Origin of the sequence: Roseovarius sp. CAU 1744 (assembly GCF_039839345.1) — a bacterium.
Lineage (GTDB): Bacteria > Pseudomonadota > Alphaproteobacteria > Rhodobacterales > Rhodobacteraceae > Roseovarius.
Genome location: NZ_JBDOQV010000003.1, coordinates 27,501 through 44,774 on the forward strand (window position 1 = coordinate 27,501; position 17,274 = coordinate 44,774).

At 60.7% G+C, this 17,274-nt stretch carries 15 protein-coding genes (1 of these 15 cut by a window edge); 4 read left to right on the forward strand and 11 right to left on the reverse strand.

Annotated features, from left to right (window positions below; all coding sequences use genetic code 11):
* The 7 genes from msrQ to AAFO92_RS06590 form a co-directional block, all read right to left on the reverse strand.
* Positions 1-377, reverse strand: the 5' portion of a protein-coding gene (gene msrQ, locus AAFO92_RS06560; protein ID WP_347533917.1) for a protein-methionine-sulfoxide reductase heme-binding subunit MsrQ. Its footprint begins 229 nt before the window's first position; the window shows 377 of its 606 coding nt (coding positions 1-377); its start codon is at positions 375-377; its stop codon lies beyond the left edge, outside the window.
* Between the two features lie 2 nt (positions 378-379).
* A complete protein-coding gene (locus AAFO92_RS06565) occupies positions 380-592 on the reverse strand; it encodes a GDCCVxC domain-containing (seleno)protein (RefSeq protein WP_347533918.1) in 213 nt (70 codons plus the stop codon).
* On the reverse strand, positions 592-1,515 hold the full coding sequence (gene msrP / locus AAFO92_RS06570) for a protein-methionine-sulfoxide reductase catalytic subunit MsrP (RefSeq protein WP_347533919.1): 924 nt from the start codon (positions 1,513-1,515) through the stop codon (positions 592-594). The genes AAFO92_RS06565 and msrP overlap by 1 nt, the downstream gene beginning before the upstream one ends.
* A gap of 111 nt (positions 1,516-1,626) precedes the next feature.
* A complete protein-coding gene (locus AAFO92_RS06575) occupies positions 1,627-2,286 on the reverse strand; it encodes an HAD-IA family hydrolase (RefSeq protein ID WP_347533920.1) in 660 nt (219 codons plus the stop codon).
* A 34-nt stretch (positions 2,287-2,320) separates the two neighbouring features.
* Positions 2,321-3,916, reverse strand: coding sequence for a hypothetical protein (locus AAFO92_RS06580; protein WP_347533921.1), 1,596 nt, complete (start codon positions 3,914-3,916; stop codon positions 2,321-2,323).
* Positions 3,917-4,037: 121 nt separating this feature from the next.
* Positions 4,038-4,979, reverse strand: a complete 942-nt coding sequence (locus AAFO92_RS06585) for a hypothetical protein (protein ID WP_347533922.1) — start codon at positions 4,977-4,979, stop codon at positions 4,038-4,040.
* A complete protein-coding gene (locus AAFO92_RS06590; protein ID WP_347533923.1) occupies positions 4,966-7,035 on the reverse strand; it encodes a glycosyltransferase family 2 protein in 2,070 nt (689 codons plus the stop codon). Before AAFO92_RS06590 ends, AAFO92_RS06585 begins: the two co-directional genes overlap by 14 nt.
* Before the next feature lie 246 nt (positions 7,036-7,281).
* Between AAFO92_RS06590 and AAFO92_RS06595 the strand changes: the two genes are divergently transcribed.
* A complete protein-coding gene (locus AAFO92_RS06595) occupies positions 7,282-9,438 on the forward strand; it encodes a hypothetical protein (RefSeq protein ID WP_347533924.1) in 2,157 nt (718 codons plus the stop codon).
* 158 nt (positions 9,439-9,596) lie between these two features.
* Here AAFO92_RS06595 and clpB read toward each other — a convergent pair whose 3' ends face one another.
* Positions 9,597-12,215 (reverse strand): ATP-dependent chaperone ClpB, encoded by a 2,619-nt coding sequence (clpB, locus tag AAFO92_RS06600; RefSeq protein ID WP_347533925.1) that lies wholly within the window; start codon positions 12,213-12,215, stop codon positions 9,597-9,599.
* A gap of 239 nt (positions 12,216-12,454) precedes the next feature.
* Between clpB and AAFO92_RS06605 the strand changes: the two genes are divergently transcribed.
* A complete protein-coding gene (locus AAFO92_RS06605) occupies positions 12,455-12,766 on the forward strand; it encodes a hypothetical protein (protein ID WP_347533926.1) in 312 nt (103 codons plus the stop codon).
* 70 nt (positions 12,767-12,836) lie between these two features.
* Here AAFO92_RS06605 and AAFO92_RS06610 read toward each other — a convergent pair whose 3' ends face one another.
* The gene (locus AAFO92_RS06610; RefSeq protein WP_347533927.1) at positions 12,837-13,688 is read right to left on the reverse strand and encodes a spondin domain-containing protein; all 852 of its coding nucleotides are present in this window, start codon (positions 13,686-13,688) and stop codon (positions 12,837-12,839) included.
* A 236-nt stretch (positions 13,689-13,924) separates the two neighbouring features.
* On the opposite strand from AAFO92_RS06610, the gene pyrF reads away from it, so the two are divergent.
* Positions 13,925-14,641, forward strand: a complete 717-nt coding sequence (gene pyrF, locus AAFO92_RS06615; protein ID WP_347533928.1) for an orotidine-5'-phosphate decarboxylase — start codon at positions 13,925-13,927, stop codon at positions 14,639-14,641.
* On the opposite strand, the gene AAFO92_RS06620 is transcribed toward pyrF, so the two are convergent.
* On the reverse strand, positions 14,638-15,093 hold the full coding sequence (locus AAFO92_RS06620; protein WP_347533929.1) for an NUDIX hydrolase: 456 nt from the start codon (positions 15,091-15,093) through the stop codon (positions 14,638-14,640). The two genes, pyrF and AAFO92_RS06620, sit on opposite strands and share 4 nt — an antisense overlap.
* Positions 15,094-15,104: 11 nt before the next feature.
* Between AAFO92_RS06620 and AAFO92_RS06625 the strand changes: the two genes are divergently transcribed.
* Positions 15,105-16,358, forward strand: a complete 1,254-nt coding sequence (locus AAFO92_RS06625; protein WP_347533930.1) for a DNA polymerase IV — start codon at positions 15,105-15,107, stop codon at positions 16,356-16,358.
* 4 nt (positions 16,359-16,362) lie between these two features.
* On the opposite strand, the gene AAFO92_RS06630 is transcribed toward AAFO92_RS06625, so the two are convergent.
* The gene (locus tag AAFO92_RS06630) at positions 16,363-17,226 is read right to left on the reverse strand and encodes an N-formylglutamate amidohydrolase (RefSeq protein ID WP_347533931.1); all 864 of its coding nucleotides are present in this window, start codon (positions 17,224-17,226) and stop codon (positions 16,363-16,365) included.
* Positions 17,227-17,274: the final 48 nt, after the last annotated feature.

Below are 17,274 nucleotides of genomic sequence, written 5' to 3' on the forward strand. Positions count from 1 at the left end.
AAGCCCACCATTCCCACCGTGATATAGGGGCGCTTCACGATATCCGCCCAGACCCGATCCAGAGCCTGAATATCCAGCACCGCCCAGGTCAGCAAGTGCAGGGTGACAAAGAAGAAGCAGCTCAGCCCGATGGCACGACGGAACTTCAGCAAGTTGACCCCAAATATCCGGCGCAGCGGCGTAACGGCCAATCCCGCGATCAGCAGATAGAGTGCGGCCTCGCCCAGTGCATGCTCCAGCGCTTCGACCGGGTTTGGGCCAAGCCTGTTCTCAATCCCCAGCCATAAAAGCCATCCGGCATAGGCAAAGCTGCCGATATAGATCAACCCGGCGGGCATGCGCCGCGCCGGCGCGTTGATGACGTCGGACGGGGTCACGCTTACACCCTGCAACAGGCATTACCCGTCTGCACCGGGGGACACCGAACCGTACCGTATGAGCAAAAGATACAGCAATCGCCCTCCAGCGGCTTCAACACCTGCCCGCAACCAAGGCATTCGTAGAAATAAATGCACGCGTTATCCGGCATTTCCTCGCGTGTGACATGGCCGCAATGCGGGCAAGAGAGGTCGGAATGGCGAACGATGCTCATCAGTGGAATTCGATCAGGTCCATACCCTCATAAAGGCTGGCGACCTCTTCCTCGTAACCGTTGAACATCCGCGTGGGGATCTTCTCGGCAAAAAGCCCCTGCCCCAGCAGCTGCTCATATTCCTGCGACCAGCGTGGATGCGCCCGGTTCGGATTCACATTGGAATAGAATCCGTATTCGCGCGCGCTGTACTTGTTCCAGGCGGTGGGGGGCTCGGACTCCGTCAGCGTGATGCGGACGATCGACTTGATGGACTTATAGCCATATTTCCACGGCACGACCAACCGTAGCGGCGCGCCGTTCTGGTTCGGGATATCCTTGCCATAGATGCCGGTGGCGATCATCGTCAGCGGGTGCATCGCCTCATCCAGCCGCAGCCCCTCGACATAGGGCCAGTCGATGACGGGCTGGCTGACACCCGGCATCTCGTCCGGACGCAGGGCGGTCTCAAAAGCCACGTATTTCGCATCGCTCTGCACCCCGGCCAGGGCCAGAAGGTCGGCCAGTTCGAACCCGTTCCACGGCACGATCATTGCCCAGCGTTCGACACAGCGGAATCGATAGATCCGCTCCTCGATCGTCATCTTGGCCAGGATGTCCTCAAAAGCATAATCACCGGGGCGGTCAACCAGCCCGTCGATCTTGACGCTCCACGGCTTGGTGGTCAGCATATGCGCATAGCGGGCCGGGTCGCCCTTGCCGGTGCCGAACTCATAGTAGTTATTGTAGCTGGTGATGTCTTCCCAGTCATTGGGCGCGCCGGTGTCCTCGCCTTTCCACGGCCCCATTGCCAAGGCCGGGGCAGCGGCGACACCCGCCGCGATGCTGCCCGCCGCCGACGCCATCAGCTGGCGGCGGTTGAGGAACACCGACTCGCAGGTGACTTCACTCTCTTTCAGTTTGTTCTTCCAGCGATGGGCCATTCGCACCGGTCCTTCTTGCAAGCGTTGGTCGCCCTTTGTCTAAGGGTCGCGCAGCTTGCCCGGCAAAACAACACTCCTCACGATGAGTTCAAGATCCTGAAACAAGCGGGATCAGACACCCAACAGCCGAGCAACGGCCTGCATGTCGTGGACGACGGCATCGCAATGTGGTGCCAGAAATGCCCCCTGCCCAGCATCGGCATACCCGATGCACCGCATTCCCGCCGCGCGCGCCGCCCGCGCGCCTGACACGCTATCTTCGACCACAACACAGTTTTCGGGGCTTGCATCCAGACAGCGCGCGGCATGCAGGTAGATGTCGGGCGCGGGTTTCGGGTTTTCCAGTTCCTGAGCCGAATAGATATGCGGCGAAAGCCAGTCTCGCAGCCCGGTACGCGTCAGGGTAATCTCCATCTTGGCAGGCGGCCCGTTCGACCCCACGGCCCGGGCAATCCCGGCCTGATGCAGCCGCGCCAGCAGATCGGTAACCCCGGGCACCGCCTCAACTTCCGCCGCCAGGGCCGCGAACATCTTGGCGTAGAAAAGCTCGGTCCAATCCTCTGGCAGTGCGGCCCCACGGCGGATGACCTCAACCGCACCTCCCTTGATCGTGCCGCCGACAAAGATCGCCATGATCTGATCCAAAGGCAGATCGAACCCATAGCGCGCCAGATCATCGCGCAGTAGGCGAATGGTTATCCGCTCGCTGTCGACCAGCACGCCATCGCAATCAAAGATCACCGCCCTGATGGCGGCACCCGGCAGTTTCATGTCACTGTTCCGGAAATGGCCAAACCGTCCAACATCAGCGCTTGTGGATCACGGCCACCTGGTCCTTGCGGCCTTTCTGAAACCGGACCGGTTCGATGATACAGCCCGAGATGTCCTCGCTCAGCGCGTTGAACTCTGCCGCTATCGCGGGATCGGAATGCCGGAATTCGCGATGATCCAGCCAGCTGCGGAACAGCTCGGCGGTCTTGGTGATGCCGGGCTGCTCGTAGGGTTTGGGCTGCCAGCGCAGGTCTTCGATCACGTAGAGCCCGCCGGATTCGAGCCTCGGGAAGATTTCCAGGAAGGCGTTCTGCTGGTGATGGCTGGCATGGCTGGCATCATCCACCACGATGGTAGGTGCGGGGGTGACCTCCTTGATCGCCCGGGCGATCTCGGGCCGGTTGTCCATGTCGCAGCGATGGAAGGTAAAGCGGTCATGCTTGAACCAGCTGAAATCCGACACGTCCAAGCCATGGACATGCGCCTTGGGGAAATATTCCAGCCACATGCGGACCGACGGCGCATCGGTGGTCTCGCGATCCTTGTCGATGCCGTGTTCCGGCCCGCCGATCAGCAGGCCCATTTCCAGAAAACTGATCTTGCGACCCCGGTAAGGGTGAAACAGCATGTGATAGAGTTCGGTATAGCGATGCTTGATCGACCCTTTATCAGATCCGTACCTGTCCGCGAGATCTGTCAGGTTCTCGCCGCCTTTGCCGGTCACCGCGCGCGGTACGGGATTGGCCTTGGGCGCCTCGGGCTTGGCCTTTTCCTTGGTTGCCTGCATGGCGGCTTTCTCCTCCCGCGACATGACCGGCGCGGCATCGGTGTCGATCTTGTGCTTTTTCAGAAGCATGTCCATGTAGCTGCCGTCGCCCGGCAACCCGCCGCGGTTTGACAGAAATTCGCGCACGCGACGTCCGTAAAAGTGGATCGAGTAGGTATCAGGGGTGACCACCGCCTCGACCTTGTCGCGCAGCCGCGGTTGCATCAGTTGCCGCCGCTGGCGGAAGCCGACCGGGTAAAGCCCCTCGACCGGCAGCGCGTATTTCGCCTCACCGGTTTTCTGCAGGTAATGCGTCACCGCATGGGGTCCCCAAACGCCCCACGCCATCTCTCCTACATGAATCGGCTTGCCGTCATCCTTCAGTTTTTGCAGGCGCGCCTTCTCTTCGTCCGAGGCCCATTCCGGAATACCAAACTCATCCTCGGTCATCTCCAGTAGCTGACCAAGCGCGTCGCTGTCCGGCGGCAGACCCAGAACGCCGCCATTGATATGCCGCTCGCTTTCCCAGCCAAAGAAATGGCCGGTCTCGCTTTCGAACGGTTTGACGCAATAGGCATCCAGATCCGCCCAGATCATCCGGTCATTCTGTTGCAGCAGATGATAGCGGAACACGTCGGAAAAGAGCGCAAAGCTGCCGGTGCGGCCATGCTGGATGAAGCGGTCAATCTTGAGCACGTTATCGCCATGCACCAGCTCGACGCCATCGGGGACGTTCTGCACATCCTTGTAGTGATAGAGCTTCACGTGATGCCCGGCATCCAGGAACGATTGCGCGCACAGCACTTCGACATAGCTCAGGGCACCTTCGACCCACAGCATACCGATCTCATAATCCCTGCTCATCTCAGCCCTCTTTTTCACGTTGCCGTTGATCGCGAACCGGCAATTCTTTTGGATAAGTTCTACGAAGGACCGCAACAGCACGCAAGAAGAAGCGGGCAGCCATCGCCGGAGTGTTGCAAAGTCACGTGTCGCCGGCCCGCAGAAACGTCACGCGCTCCATCCCGGCCACCTCTTCAAGATCACGTTCGTACATGCGTGTGAGATGCGCGCGCTCATGTTGGGACCAGGGATCATAGGCGGGGTATTTGTCACCCTTGGGAAAGCGCTCCTGTATCTCGACCCTTTTCTCCAGTGCCGCGGCGCCACCGATACGGTCGATCTCGATCAGAAGTTCCTGCACCGCCCTGTGCGATGCCGTAGGCCGCCCCCGCGACCGTTTGGGCTGCGCAAACTTCTCTACATCAATGCCCGGACCACTGAGATTCTGAATGATCCGCTGCGACAGCCTGCCAAACTCCTCATGCGGCCATAGAACCAACCGGGCATCGGGGAAGGCATCGGAGACGACCTCGATGAACCCTTTCCAGCTTGGCAGATTTGACAGCAACCTGAGCTTCATCTGTGCTTCGGTAACCAGTTTGTCACCGCTGGCCGAGCGTAGATATTCCACGTAGGCGGCCGCGAAAAAATCAGCGTAGTTACGTAGCGCGAGATGTACCTCCTGCACCGGATAGGCGATCTCACGGGCAAAAATCGGGATCAGCACGTCACGCCGGTTATAGAGCACACCTGCGTTGACGCATTGGCCGCAATGGCCCGGCATGTTCTCGTCTGACAGGATGATCCGCTCACCGGACTTGGCGCCGATCTTGTCGAAGAACTGACGGGTGGCTTTGCGCAACGTGTCGTCGGGAAATTTCCGGCGGTAATCCAGGCCCAGTTTTTCATAACCGTTCAGCTGGCAGGGATAAGTGAACTCCTTTCGGGTATCGCGGTGATGGACATAATGCACGCCGCGCTTGCCCATACGCCCTGCGTTGCGCTGCAGGATCGATTGGATGTAGCTGGTCGCCGTCTTGTGCACCCCGCCATGAACCACGACATAGGGGTCAGACCGGGGCATCTTCTGCCTGAACCTCATGGTTCTTCGGGGCAGCATTGATCTGACTGATACGCGCATGGAAATCGTCCCATCCATCGCGTTTCATCAGCTGTTTGATCTTGCCACGGTGCCAGTCGCATGCCCCTTTATGGAGTTGCGCCAATTTCCTGTCTTTCAGCAATTCCGCCAGTTCGGTCCGCAGCATGGGCAGCCGGTCATGGATCGAGGTATCGCGCGTCGTATTGTAGTTCATCGTCGACCAATAGGCCTCGCCCTGATCGTCCCCGACATGGTTGGTGCGCCCACGATCGCGCTTGACCAGAAAGCTTTCGACCGACCGGACCGCATAGTGATGCAGCCGCGCAAGATCGTGAGTGAAGCCGGCATGGGTTTTCCATCCGCCCTCAAGATACGAGTCAGGCATCGGTCGCCCCCCGCCATCGACCCACCTCACATCGCCCTTGTCCAGGCGAAAAGCAGGGCGGTGGATCCGCAGCCGGTCCAGCCGTTCGGACCGCCGAACCAGCGTTTTCATACCGCGAGCACGGAAGTTCGGATATTCATTTTCCCCGAGGCAGCAGTCGAACTGTTCCGTCACCAACCCCTCTTCATAGGTCTGCCGCCCGCTGTTGCCGAAGAGTTTCCAGCAGACCGAGATTGCATCGGCGTCGCCGACAGCAGCAAAGAGATCGTCAAGACGGCCCTTGCCGACCCGGATATTCAGGAACTCATCGCAATCGGCACAGATCAACCAGTCGGCATTCTGTACCAACGGCTCTGACTGGCATGCACGCAAGGCGGTACGCTGCGGACTGCCGCCTTTTTTGAACTTGTTTACACGATGCTGGGCCAGCCCAAGCTCCTGCAACCTCTCCGCGATCTGGTCGGTATTGTCATCGCAATCGTTGGTGTAGATCAGGAAATCCGTGAAACCGATCGCCCGGTTATAAGCCACCCATTCCAGCATGAACGGGCCCTCGTTCTTCATCGTCGTAACGATAACCCGACCGCTCGGATCCTTTTGCGTTGCAGTCGCCGATACCGTGGCCTCTACGACGCTGGGGGCCACGATCCTTGCCTTACCCTTGCCGTCAGCGGAGCGTTTTAATTTCTTGATTTTCTCCGGTTGCGATACCGCCTCTTGCGGCGGAGGGGTGGCAGGCATCTCCGCAGGCTCTTCTGACATGGCGGCATCGGCGCGCTTCTTGCGGCGAAGGCGGATACGAAAGGCCTGATCAAAACGTTCGGCAAGGCCATCCCGCCCCAGATCGCGGAAATAGGCGGAAACAGATCCGCGATACCACGGCAGATAACGCCGCGCACGGTAGAGCCGGTAGAATGACAGTTCCGTCAACTCATCAAAGATGCAATGCCGCATCACCGGTTTTAGCGCATCGATCTTGCGCAGGAACACCGCCGTCTTGTGATTGGAGAACCAGCATTTGAAGACATGGATATTCTTGCCGCTGAATCGCTGCACATGCTGGTGGTCCAACGCGTGATAGGGGTCGTAGAAGATATTCACCCGGCCTAGTTTCTTGGTCAACTTGGCCGCATCGCCCAGTGGCAAAGACCAATCCTGCCGTCGGCCGTTCTCATAGCGCGTTTCCCACGGCACCAGGTCCGGGTTCAGCGTGCTTTGCGGGTTGACCGATACCACATGGGCATCCGGCACGATCGAGCCATAGGCAATCGCCGCATAGCCGCCCATCGACACCCCGGCAAAGACCACCCGGTCATAGCCGTCAAAGAACCCGTCCTTCTTCAGCTTCTTCATCCGTTCGATCAGTTCCGGATCGCGGTACCAGTCGCTGACATGCGCCATGACACCCAGATGAGAGATATTCTCGTCCTGCGCGAACTTGAACGCCCACGGCTCTCGCTCGACCGAGGTATCGCCGACATTCGACAGGTTGTCGAAAGTAACAAGCAACCGGTTCACAGGGCGGCGGACGAAAAGCAGGCTGTGCCGCAACCGCTTCTCCAGAAACCCTTCGCCCTCACCACCCGGTCGCACCTCATCCAGCCAGCGCGGCGGCACCGGATCGTCGTTCGTCGTGGCTGACTGCTCTGCCATTGCTCGTACTTTTTTGTTCAGTATCGAGCCGGTAGTCTCGGCCCGCTTTGCCCATTATAGGCAATCGGTCCGAAAACACGCAACAACTGTCTCTATTCGCCTGACGACACAACGAAATCCGATGTCGGCCCGGTTTGCGCCTGCGCAAAAAGCAGCATGCCGGACAATTGGCCCAATTCGATCAAATTCTGGCCTTATTACCCAACCCTTCTGTCCATTCTTTTCGATTTCAAGCCGGAGGGTTTCATGCCGCGTATTACCGAAGATTACGATACCGAAAATCAATTTGACTGGTCTTACATGCGCACCAGTTACAGCAAGGGCAAGGTTGCCGAGATCTATACACTTTACGACGATGGCTCCGAAGGCTTTCAGACCTTCAACCGCGGCAACCTCGTTTCCGAAATCCGCACCGACAACCCTCAGGACGGCACGACCAACCCCTGGACCGAGATCCACACGGTCTATGACGCGAACGGCGCCCCCGCGAGCGTTCACACGATCAATGATGACGGCACCACGCAAGATGACCAATACGCGGATGGCGTCTTGACTTCGAGCGTTCTGATCGACGATCCCACCACCAATACCAAGGCTTGGGAACGGATTGAACGCAGCTACGACGCCAATGGCGATCTGCAACAGCAAATCATTTTCTTCGATAACGGCACCGTGCTGGATGAGGAGTACTCCGGCGGTCAGCTACTCTCGAGCGTGCATTACGACGATCCCACCACCAATGCCGAGGCCTGGGAACGGATCGAACGCAGCTACGACCCCAATGGCGATCTGCAGCAGCAAATCACTTTCTTCGATAACGGCACCGTGCTGGACGAAGAGTTCTCCGGCGGTCAGCTACTCTCGAGCGTGCATTACGACGACCCGGCCACCAATGCCGAGGCTTGGGAACGGATCGAGCGCAGCTACGACCCCAATGGCGATCTTCTGGAACAGGTGATATTTTTCGACAACGGAGTCGTCGATTTCTCTCAGTACATGGGCGGCACCCTGTCCTACCGCGCGCAATATGATGATTCCGACGGCAGCGCCGAAGATTGGGAGCGGATCGAAAGCCATTACAACGCGGCGGGCGAATTGCAGCAGGAGATCACGTTTTACGACAATGGCGTGGTAGACGACGCAACCTACTCCAACGGCATGCTGTCTCAACGCTCGCAATATGACGACCCTTACAGCAATGCCAAGGACTGGCAGCAGATCGACAGCACCTATGATGGCAGTGGCCAACTGTCACAGGAGGTCATCTTCTATGACAACGGCACGGTTCAGGATACGCAATATACCGATGGTACGATCTCCTACCGGGCTCAATACGACGACCCCTATTCGAATGCCGAGATCTGGGAACAGGTCGAAAGCTTCTATGACGGAAACGGGCTTCTGACGCAGCAGGTGACCTTCTACGACAACGGTATCGTCGATGACATGCAATATGTCAGCGGCACGCTCAGCTATCGCGCGCAATACGACGACCCCTATAGCAATGCGGCTGAGTGGCAATCCATCGAAAGCTATTACGACGGAAACGGGCTTCTGACGCAGCAGGTGACCTTCTACGACAACGGTATCGTCGACGACATGCAATATGTCAGCGGCACGCTCAGCTATCGCGCGCAATACGACGACCCCTACAGCAATGCGGCCGAGTGGCAATCCATCGAAAGCTATTACGACGGAAACGGCGACTTGCAGCAGGAGGTCACGTTCTACGACTCCGGCATTGTCGAAGATGCCCACTATCAGAATGGTAACATCAACCTGCGCGTACTGCATGACGATCCCTATACCAATGCCGAAGACTGGCAGACGATCGAGATTTGGTATGACGGTGCGGGCCAGATCGGGTCGCAGCTTACTGTTTACGACAACGGCATCGTCGATGACATGCAGTTCTATAACGGTTTGGCCACATACCGCATGCAGGTTGATGACCCCTACAACGATGCCGCCGCGTGGCAATGGATCGAAACTTTCTATGACGGATCGGGCGAAATCAGCAGCGAAACAACCTATTTCGATGAAGGTATCGTGGCGCACAATTCATATGAGAACGGTGCGCTTGTACTGGAGACGGCCTATGACGATCCCGACGGGCCGAACCTGCAGGAATGGACTGCCCAGGTCACCGAATACACGCCGGGCGGCCAGGAGATGCTGAGCGCGATACTTTACGATAACGGCGATTACATGCGGGACGATTACGCCGCCGACGGATCGCTGGCGATTCACTGGGATTACGATGGCGACGGTGACATGGCATGGCTTGGCAGGCGGATCGATTATGCACCCGACGGCTCCGAACTGGAGACCACCTATTGGTACGAGGGTGATACCCTGCCGCCGGAACTCAGCAGCGAGGATTACGTCGCCGTCATGTTCTGACCGGTCTCGTACAGGTCTGCCGTTGCGGCGGGCACCTGCCCGTGGACGCGCCCGAAGGGCAAGGACGAGATACCCTGCATGCGCGCCAGCGCACTCCTTCAGGCAACACTCCATAGATGACACACCCCGCCAATTTGATCGCGGGGTGTTTCGCTCATTCAGTGCACAACTGCGTCTTCGGGCGGTTGCCGTCCGGAAGTGCCTACCCGGTCGCCGATGATCAACCCTTCGGGCCCGGCGCCGACAGGCACCACCGCACCATCCAGCACCTCTCCTGCCAGCAGCATCTCGGCCAGCGGATCCTGCACTGCGCGCTGGATCACGCGCTTGAGCGGCCGCGCGCCAAAGACCGGATCATAGCCCTCGTCAGCCAGCCAGGCCCGCGCCGGATCATCCAGTTCCAGCGTGATGTTGCGCCCCGCCAGCCGTTTCGCCAGGCGTGCCAGCTGAATATCGACGATCCCGTCCATATCCGCCCGCGCCAGCCGGTCGAAGATGATGGTCTCATCCAACCGGTTCAGGAATTCCGGGCGGAAATGCGCCCGCACCGCATCCATCACGTCGCGCTTCGCGTCACTGGCATCCGCCCCATCGGGCAACCGGCTCAGCGCCTGCGCCCCAAGGTTCGATGTCAGTACGATCAGCGTCTGCTTGAAATCGACCGTGCGGCCCTGCCCGTCGGTCAGAACGCCGTCATCCAGCACCTGCAACAGCACGTTGAAGACATCCGGATGCGCCTTTTCGACCTCGTCGAAAAGCACCACCTGGTAGGGCCGGCGGCGGACGGCCTCGGTCAGCACGCCACCCTCGTCATATCCGACATAGCCCGGAGGCGCCCCGATCAGACGGGCGACGGCATGTTTCTCCATGAATTCGCTCATGTCGATCCGCACCATCGCGCTGTCATCATCGAACAGGAACTCGGCCACCGCCTTGGTCAGTTCGGTCTTGCCCACGCCGGTCGGGCCCAGGAACAGGAACGACCCAAGTGGGCGGTTCTCGTCATTCAGACCTGCCCGCGCCCGGCGGACGGCATTGGCCACGGCCTTCACCGCGTTGTGCTGCCCGATGACACGCTTGTGCAGACCATCCTCCATGCCCAGCAGTTTCTCGCGCTCGCCCTCCAGCATCTTGGCGGTCGGAATACCCGTCCAGCGTTCGACCACCTGGGCAATCTGCTCGGGCCGCACCGCCTCTTCCACCATGACGCCGTCTTCCTCGGCCTGCTCGGCTTCGGCAAGCTGCTTTTCCAGCTGCGGGATGGTGCCGTATTGCAGCTCACCCGCCCGGGCATAGTCGCCGCCCCTGGTGGCGTGATCCAATTCGATCCGGGCCTTGTCCAGCTGTTCCTTCAGGTCGCGGGCGCTGGCCAGCTTGTCGCGTTCGGCCTGCCACTGCGCGGTCAGTTCGCTGGATTTCTGCTGCAGCTCCGACAATTCTTTCTCAAGCTTTTCCAGCCGGTCCTTCGAGGCCGCGTCATCCTCTTTCTTGAGCGCCTCTGCCTCGATCTGCATCTGCAGGATCTGACGGTCAAGCTGGTCAAGCTCCTCTGGCTTGCTGTCCACTTCCATGCGCAGACGGCTGGCGGCCTCGTCCATCAGGTCGATCGCCTTGTCCGGCAGGAACCGGTCGGTGATATAGCGGTGGCTCAGCGTTGCCGCTGCAACCAGCGCGCTGTCACTGACCCGCACACCATGATGCAGCTCGTATTTCTCCTTGATACCGCGCAGGATCGAAATGGTGTCCTCGACCGTCGGCTCCTCGACCAAGACCGGCTGGAACCGCCGCGCCAATGCCGCGTCCTTTTCCACGTGCTTACGATATTCATCGAGCGTGGTCGCGCCCACACAGTGCAACTCGCCACGCGCAAGCGCCGGCTTGATGAGGTTCGCGGCATCCATCGCGCCATCCGCCTTGCCGGCGCCCACCAGCGTGTGCATTTCGTCGATGAAAAGAATGATCTCACCGGCGGCCGATGTCACCTCGTTAAGAACCGCCTTCAGCCGTTCCTCGAACTCACCACGGTATTTCGCACCGGCAATCAGCGCGCCCATGTCGAGCGCCAGAAGCCGCTTGTTGGCAAGGCTTTCGGGCACGTCGCCATTGACGATCCGCAATGCCAAGCCTTCGGCGATGGCGGTCTTGCCCACGCCGGGTTCACCGATCAGGACCGGATTGTTCTTGGTCCGGCGGCTGAGCACCTGCATGGCGCGGCGAATCTCGTCATCGCGGCCGATGATCGGGTCGATCTTGCCCTCTTCGGCGGCCCTGGTCAGATCGTGGGCGTATTTCTCCAGCGCCTCATAGGTATCCTCGGCGCTTGCCGTGTCGGCCTTGCGCCCCTTGCGGATGTCGTTGATCGCCTCGTTAAGCTTCTGCGCCGTCACGGCCCCGGCTTCCAGCGCTTCCTTTGCGGGCGATTTCACGATCGCCAGCGCGGTCAGCATACGCTCGACCGGCACGAAACTGTCCTTGGCTTTGGTGGCAAGCTTCTGGGCCTCGTCCAGCACCTTGGCGGTCTGCTGATCCATGTAGGTCTGACCGGCGTCACCACTGACCTGCGGAATCTTCTGCATGGCCACGTTCAGCGCCTCTGCCACGCGTTCGGGTGCGCCGCCCGCGCGCTTGATCAGGTTGCTGGCCAACCCTTCTGCATCATCCATCATGGCTTTAAGTATATGTTCGGGTGCCAGCTTCTGGTGGCTTTCCCGCATTGCGATCGTCTGGGCGGCCTGAATGAAACCGCGCGACCGCTCCGTGAACTTCGACAAGTCCATGGGCATTCTCCTTTTCACAAGCGTTACCCCGGTTGGCGCACCCTGCGATAGGCATGTGCCGGTCGGGAACCTTATGCCTTAGATGGGTAACACCTTCGTTATCGTCAACCCGGCCCTGCGGCAAAAGATTACAGGCAAGAACATTTCCGTGAATCCCACTTGGACCGACACGCAACCGTCATACTTATCCCCATAATTATCCACAGGCCCGCCAGGGGCTCGAGCAGAAGGAAGTTTTCATGCGTACCGATAAACTTCAGCTTTCGGACGTCCGCTACAACCCCGAGCGCAGCGCGTTCGAGGCGATCATCCGTATCCATGACGAGAACGAAACCTACGAATACCCCGCGCATGTCGTCGCGCCGGTTCAGGCAGAGTTTCCGCTGATTTCACGCGGACTTGTCGCGCAGGCCCACCGCGCCCACAAATCTGCGGCGCCCGCCCTGCGGATGCGCCGCGCACAGGCACCTGTCCAGACGGCAAACCGCCCGGCCCCAATGCGCACCGAAACACCGCTGATGGTTCGGATGCTGCGCGCCCTCGCCGCCTAACCAGCGTCCCGGCGCACCCCCAACCAGCGGACGGCCCGCCAAGGCGGGCCGCGCTGTCAGTGCAGGTCAATCAGGACGGCGGCGCCGTTTTCCGTCGGCGGCGCAGGATGCTCAGGCCACCCAGGCCCAGCAGGCTACCCAACCCCAACAGTCCCGAGGCAGGCAGGGGCACCACGCCGCTGATTTCCCGGATCGTGATCGTCGCCACCGAAAACCGGTCGGGATCCGTACCGAAATCAATCAGATTTCCGTCCAGAATACCCAAAGGCGTTTCGACCCCGGCAAAGGCGGCAAAGGATTCGACCCCGTGCACCACGCCGTTCTCATCGACACCCGCCAAGGCATCCTGCAGCGCGACGAAGGCAGGGCCACCCAGCGGATCATTTACCTCGGTGCCGGCATCCCACAGATGAGACGCGGTCACGTTGATGACCCTTTCGCCCAGGAAATTGCCGAGCGGGTCGAACAGTGAATAGGCCAGCGGATCATCGTTGCCCAGGAACGTGTCATTCGACGGCACCAGCATCGACAGGAAGGTGAAGTAGCGATTGACGCTGCCATCGACCTCGATCGTCGCCGTCGTGGTTTCGCCCGGATCGATCGTGGGCGGCCCGCTGCCCGGCGCGGCCACGACCGTGGCGACAGAGCCCGGCGCCACGGCCAGCCGTTCGGCAGGCAAACCGCCAGCACTGCCGGTCTCTGCGATCAGTTCGACACCGGCACTGGCGGTGCTGCCCGCGTCGAACGCATCAAAACTGCCATCGTGAAACGCAGAATAGACGGGTGTAATGGCAAACCCGCCGGTCTGGGCAGTATTGGTTATCGTGATCTCAAGCGTCGCGGCCTGGACGGCCGTCGCCAGCCCGAGGCCGGCAATAACCGAGGCCGCGAGGCCGAGATCGGGTAGTCTGGGACATTTCATGAAAGACTCCTCTCAAGGAAAGGCCACCGGGGAATTCCGGCAGCAAGGGCAGCGTGCCCCGTCTTCAAGAGGTTCGGAAAACACGTCTCTTGACGTTGTTGTGCATTACCTTGATCACATCGTGAGGATTTCGTGAGCGCCCAACCACCTGCCTGCCATGCGCCCTTACATAATTGCTTGACGGCGCATCGCTTGCCCGCGAAAAGGAGTGAATTTATTCATGAGGGGCCCGCACGATGTCTGATGACCGCCTGATCGTCGCGCTTGATGTCGCCAATGCGCTCGATGGGCTGCGGCTGGCGGACCGGCTGGGCGACAGCGTTTCGTTCTACAAGATCGGGCTGGGGATGCTGACCGGGGGCGGCCTGGCGCTGGCCAATGAGCTGAAACAGGATCACGGCAAACGCATCTTTCTGGACATGAAGCTGTTCGACATCGGGGCGACGGTCGAAAACGCCGTGCGCGGGCTGGCGCAGTTCGATCTGGATTTCCTGACGGTGCATGGCGACCCGCATGTGGTGCGCGCCGCCAAGGAAGGCGCCGCCGGCAAGGACCTGAAGATCCTGGCAGTCACCATCCTGACCTCGCTTGACCGCGCTGATCTGGATGCCGGGCTGATCCGCGCCGGAGACATCCCCGAGATCGTGGCCGAACGGGCCGCGCGCGCCTTTGATGCCGGCGCTGACGGGGTGATCGCGTCGCCGCAGGAGGCCGCCAGGATTCGCGCGTTGCCCAATGCCGCGGGCAGGCTGATCGTCACACCGGGCGTCCGGCCGGCAGGGGCCGATCTTGGCGATCAGAAACGTGTTTCGACCCCGGCCCGGGCGATAGCCGATGGGGCGGACCATGTCGTTGTGGGCCGTCCGATCCATCGCGCCGACGACCCGCGCGCGGCCGCGCTGGACATCCTGGCCGAAATCGCGTCGCCGCAGACGCAGCAGGTCAGCGGCTAGGTGACGGCGTTGCTTGCCGACAGATAGTCGCGCAGCCGGGCCTGAAATTGCGGCACCGCTTTGACATGTGACAGGTATTCTGCAGCGGGCATCAGTTTCCATGACTGCCCCTCGGCGCCGAATTCGATCTCTTCCGCCAGTCGCCCCGGCATCCGGGCCGCAAAAAACCAGTACACCATGCCGCCGCGATGATAGGCGCGGGCATAGCTCAGATCGCTCTCGGACAGGCGCAGGCCCAGTTCCTCGTTCAGCTCTCTCAGCGCGCAGGCCTCGGGGCTTTCCACGCCTTCACGCCCGCCGCCCGGCAGATCCCAATGACCGGGCCAGGGAATGTCATCGCGCTCGTCGCGCAGGATGACCGCCAGTTCATGGCCCAGGAACAAGGCAAGCTTGGCGCCATGAAATCGGCTGCGCTCGGCCTCGCCGGGTGTTACAAGAATATAGTCACTCATCGGTTCTGCCCATGCCTGCCCTCTGTCGCGATTGCCTGACCCAGTTCGATGCCGCACCGCGCTGCCCGTCCTGCCGCAGCCCGCGCGTCATCGCGCATGACGAACTGTTTGATCTGTCGATCGCGCATATGGATTGCGATGCCTTCTACGCCAGCGTCGAGAAGCGCGACAACCCTGAACTGGCCGACAAGCCGCTGATCATCGGCGGCGGGCGACGCGGCGTGGTTTCAACCGCTTGCTACATCGCCCGCATTCGCGGCGTCCGTTCCGCCATGCCGATGTTTCAGGCGCTGAAGCTCTGCCCCGAGGCCGTTGTGCTGAAACCCCGGATGGAGATTTATGCCGAGGCCTCCCGGGCGATCCGCCGGATGATGGAAGAACTCACCCCCGCGATCGAGCCGCTCTCGCTGGACGAGGCATTTCTTGACCTCAGCGGCACGACACGCCTGCATGGCGTACCGCCCGCGGTCATGTTGGCGGGGCTGGTGCGCCGGATGAAATCCGAGCTTGGCCTGACCGGGTCGATCGGCCTGTCGCATAACAAGTTCCTCGCCAAGGTCGCCTCGGACCTGGACAAGCCACACGGGTTTTCGGTGATCGGCAAGGAAGAGACGGCCGCGTTTCTGCGCGACAAGCCGGTCAGCCTCATCTGGGGCGTGGGGCAGGCCACGCGCTCGTCGCTGGACAAGGCCGGCATTCGAACATTCGCCGATCTGCTCCGGTGGGAACGCGAAGACCTGATCGCGAGGTTCGGGTCGATGGGCGACAGGCTGTGGCACCTGGCCCGGGGCCAGGACAAGCGCCGCGTTTCGGCCCATGCGCCGGTAAAGTCCATCTCCAGCGAAACCACGTTTTTCGAGGATACCGGCAATGTCGACATTCTGGACGGCCATATCTGGCGCCTGTCAGAAAAGGTATCGGACCGGGCCAAGACCAAGCAGATCGCAGGCCGGGTCGTGACCCTGAAGCTCAAGCGCGCCGATCATTCCCAGATCACCCGCCGGCTGTCGCTGCGCGACCCGTCGCAGATGGCTGACACGATCTACCGCACGTCCCGGAGCCTCTTTGACCAGGTGGTGGACCAAGGGCCTTTTCGCCTGATCGGCGTCGGCATTTCGGACCTGATCCCCGAGGATGGCGCGGATCGTTCCGGTGATCTTCTGGATCCGCTCGCCAGCCAGCGCAACAAGGCCGAACGCGCCACAGACAGCATCCGCCGCAAGTTCGGCCGGGATGCGATCCGCAAGGGGCGCTCGTTGCGATAGGGTGCTATTCGGCTGCCAGCGACTGCTTTTCGGGCCGGCCGATCTTGGCCAGTTCGGCAATCACGCCCCGTAACAGCGCGCGGAAACTCTTGAAATTGCCGTTGGGGCGAATCAATTGCTCGTTCATGTAAAGCGCCCGGTCGATCTCGACTTGAACGGCGTGGCGGCGACGCAGGGGGCGGCCGTAATGCTGTGTGATATAGGCCCCGGCAAAGGGCGTGTTGCGCGTTACCACCAGCCCGGCATCACGGAACGCCGCTTCGATCCGGTCCACGATTGTCTCGTCCGCCGCAGCGCCGAACCTGTCACCCAGCACGACCTCCGGGCGGCGGATACCCGAGCGCGCCACCGCATCCATCGCCTCATGCGGCATCGAGTGGCAATCAATCAGAATCGCCTCGCCAAACATCAGGTGCGCCTGATCCAGCTGGCCCTGCAACGCCTCGTGATAGGGCCGCCAGTATTGGGCAATGCGCCGTTCGGCCTCGGCCATGGTGATCTTGCCGGAATAGATCGCCTTGCCATTGGCCACGACGCGCGGCACCACGCCAAGCCCCGACGCGACGCGCGGGTTGTGCCCCTGTCGCTGTGCCCCTTGGATCAGCGCCGGGTCCAGTTCATCGTCGCTGCGATTGAGATCGATAAACGCCCTCGGCGCCCCGGCCTTGAGGAACGGCGCCCCGAATTGTGGCGCGCTATCAAACAGTTGATCCACAAAGGCGTCTTCGGAACTGCGCACCGTGTGTTCGTTCAGATTGGTCCGCCGGATGAAATGCCAGGGATAGTCGCGCCCGCTATGGGGCGAGGCGAAGACAACGCTGGTCGTGCGTCGTTCGGGGTGAATCAACTGATACGCAACTTTGGGCATGGCCGCTCCTGTTGCCGATTATCATACCTGCAAATTGCCATTCTAAAA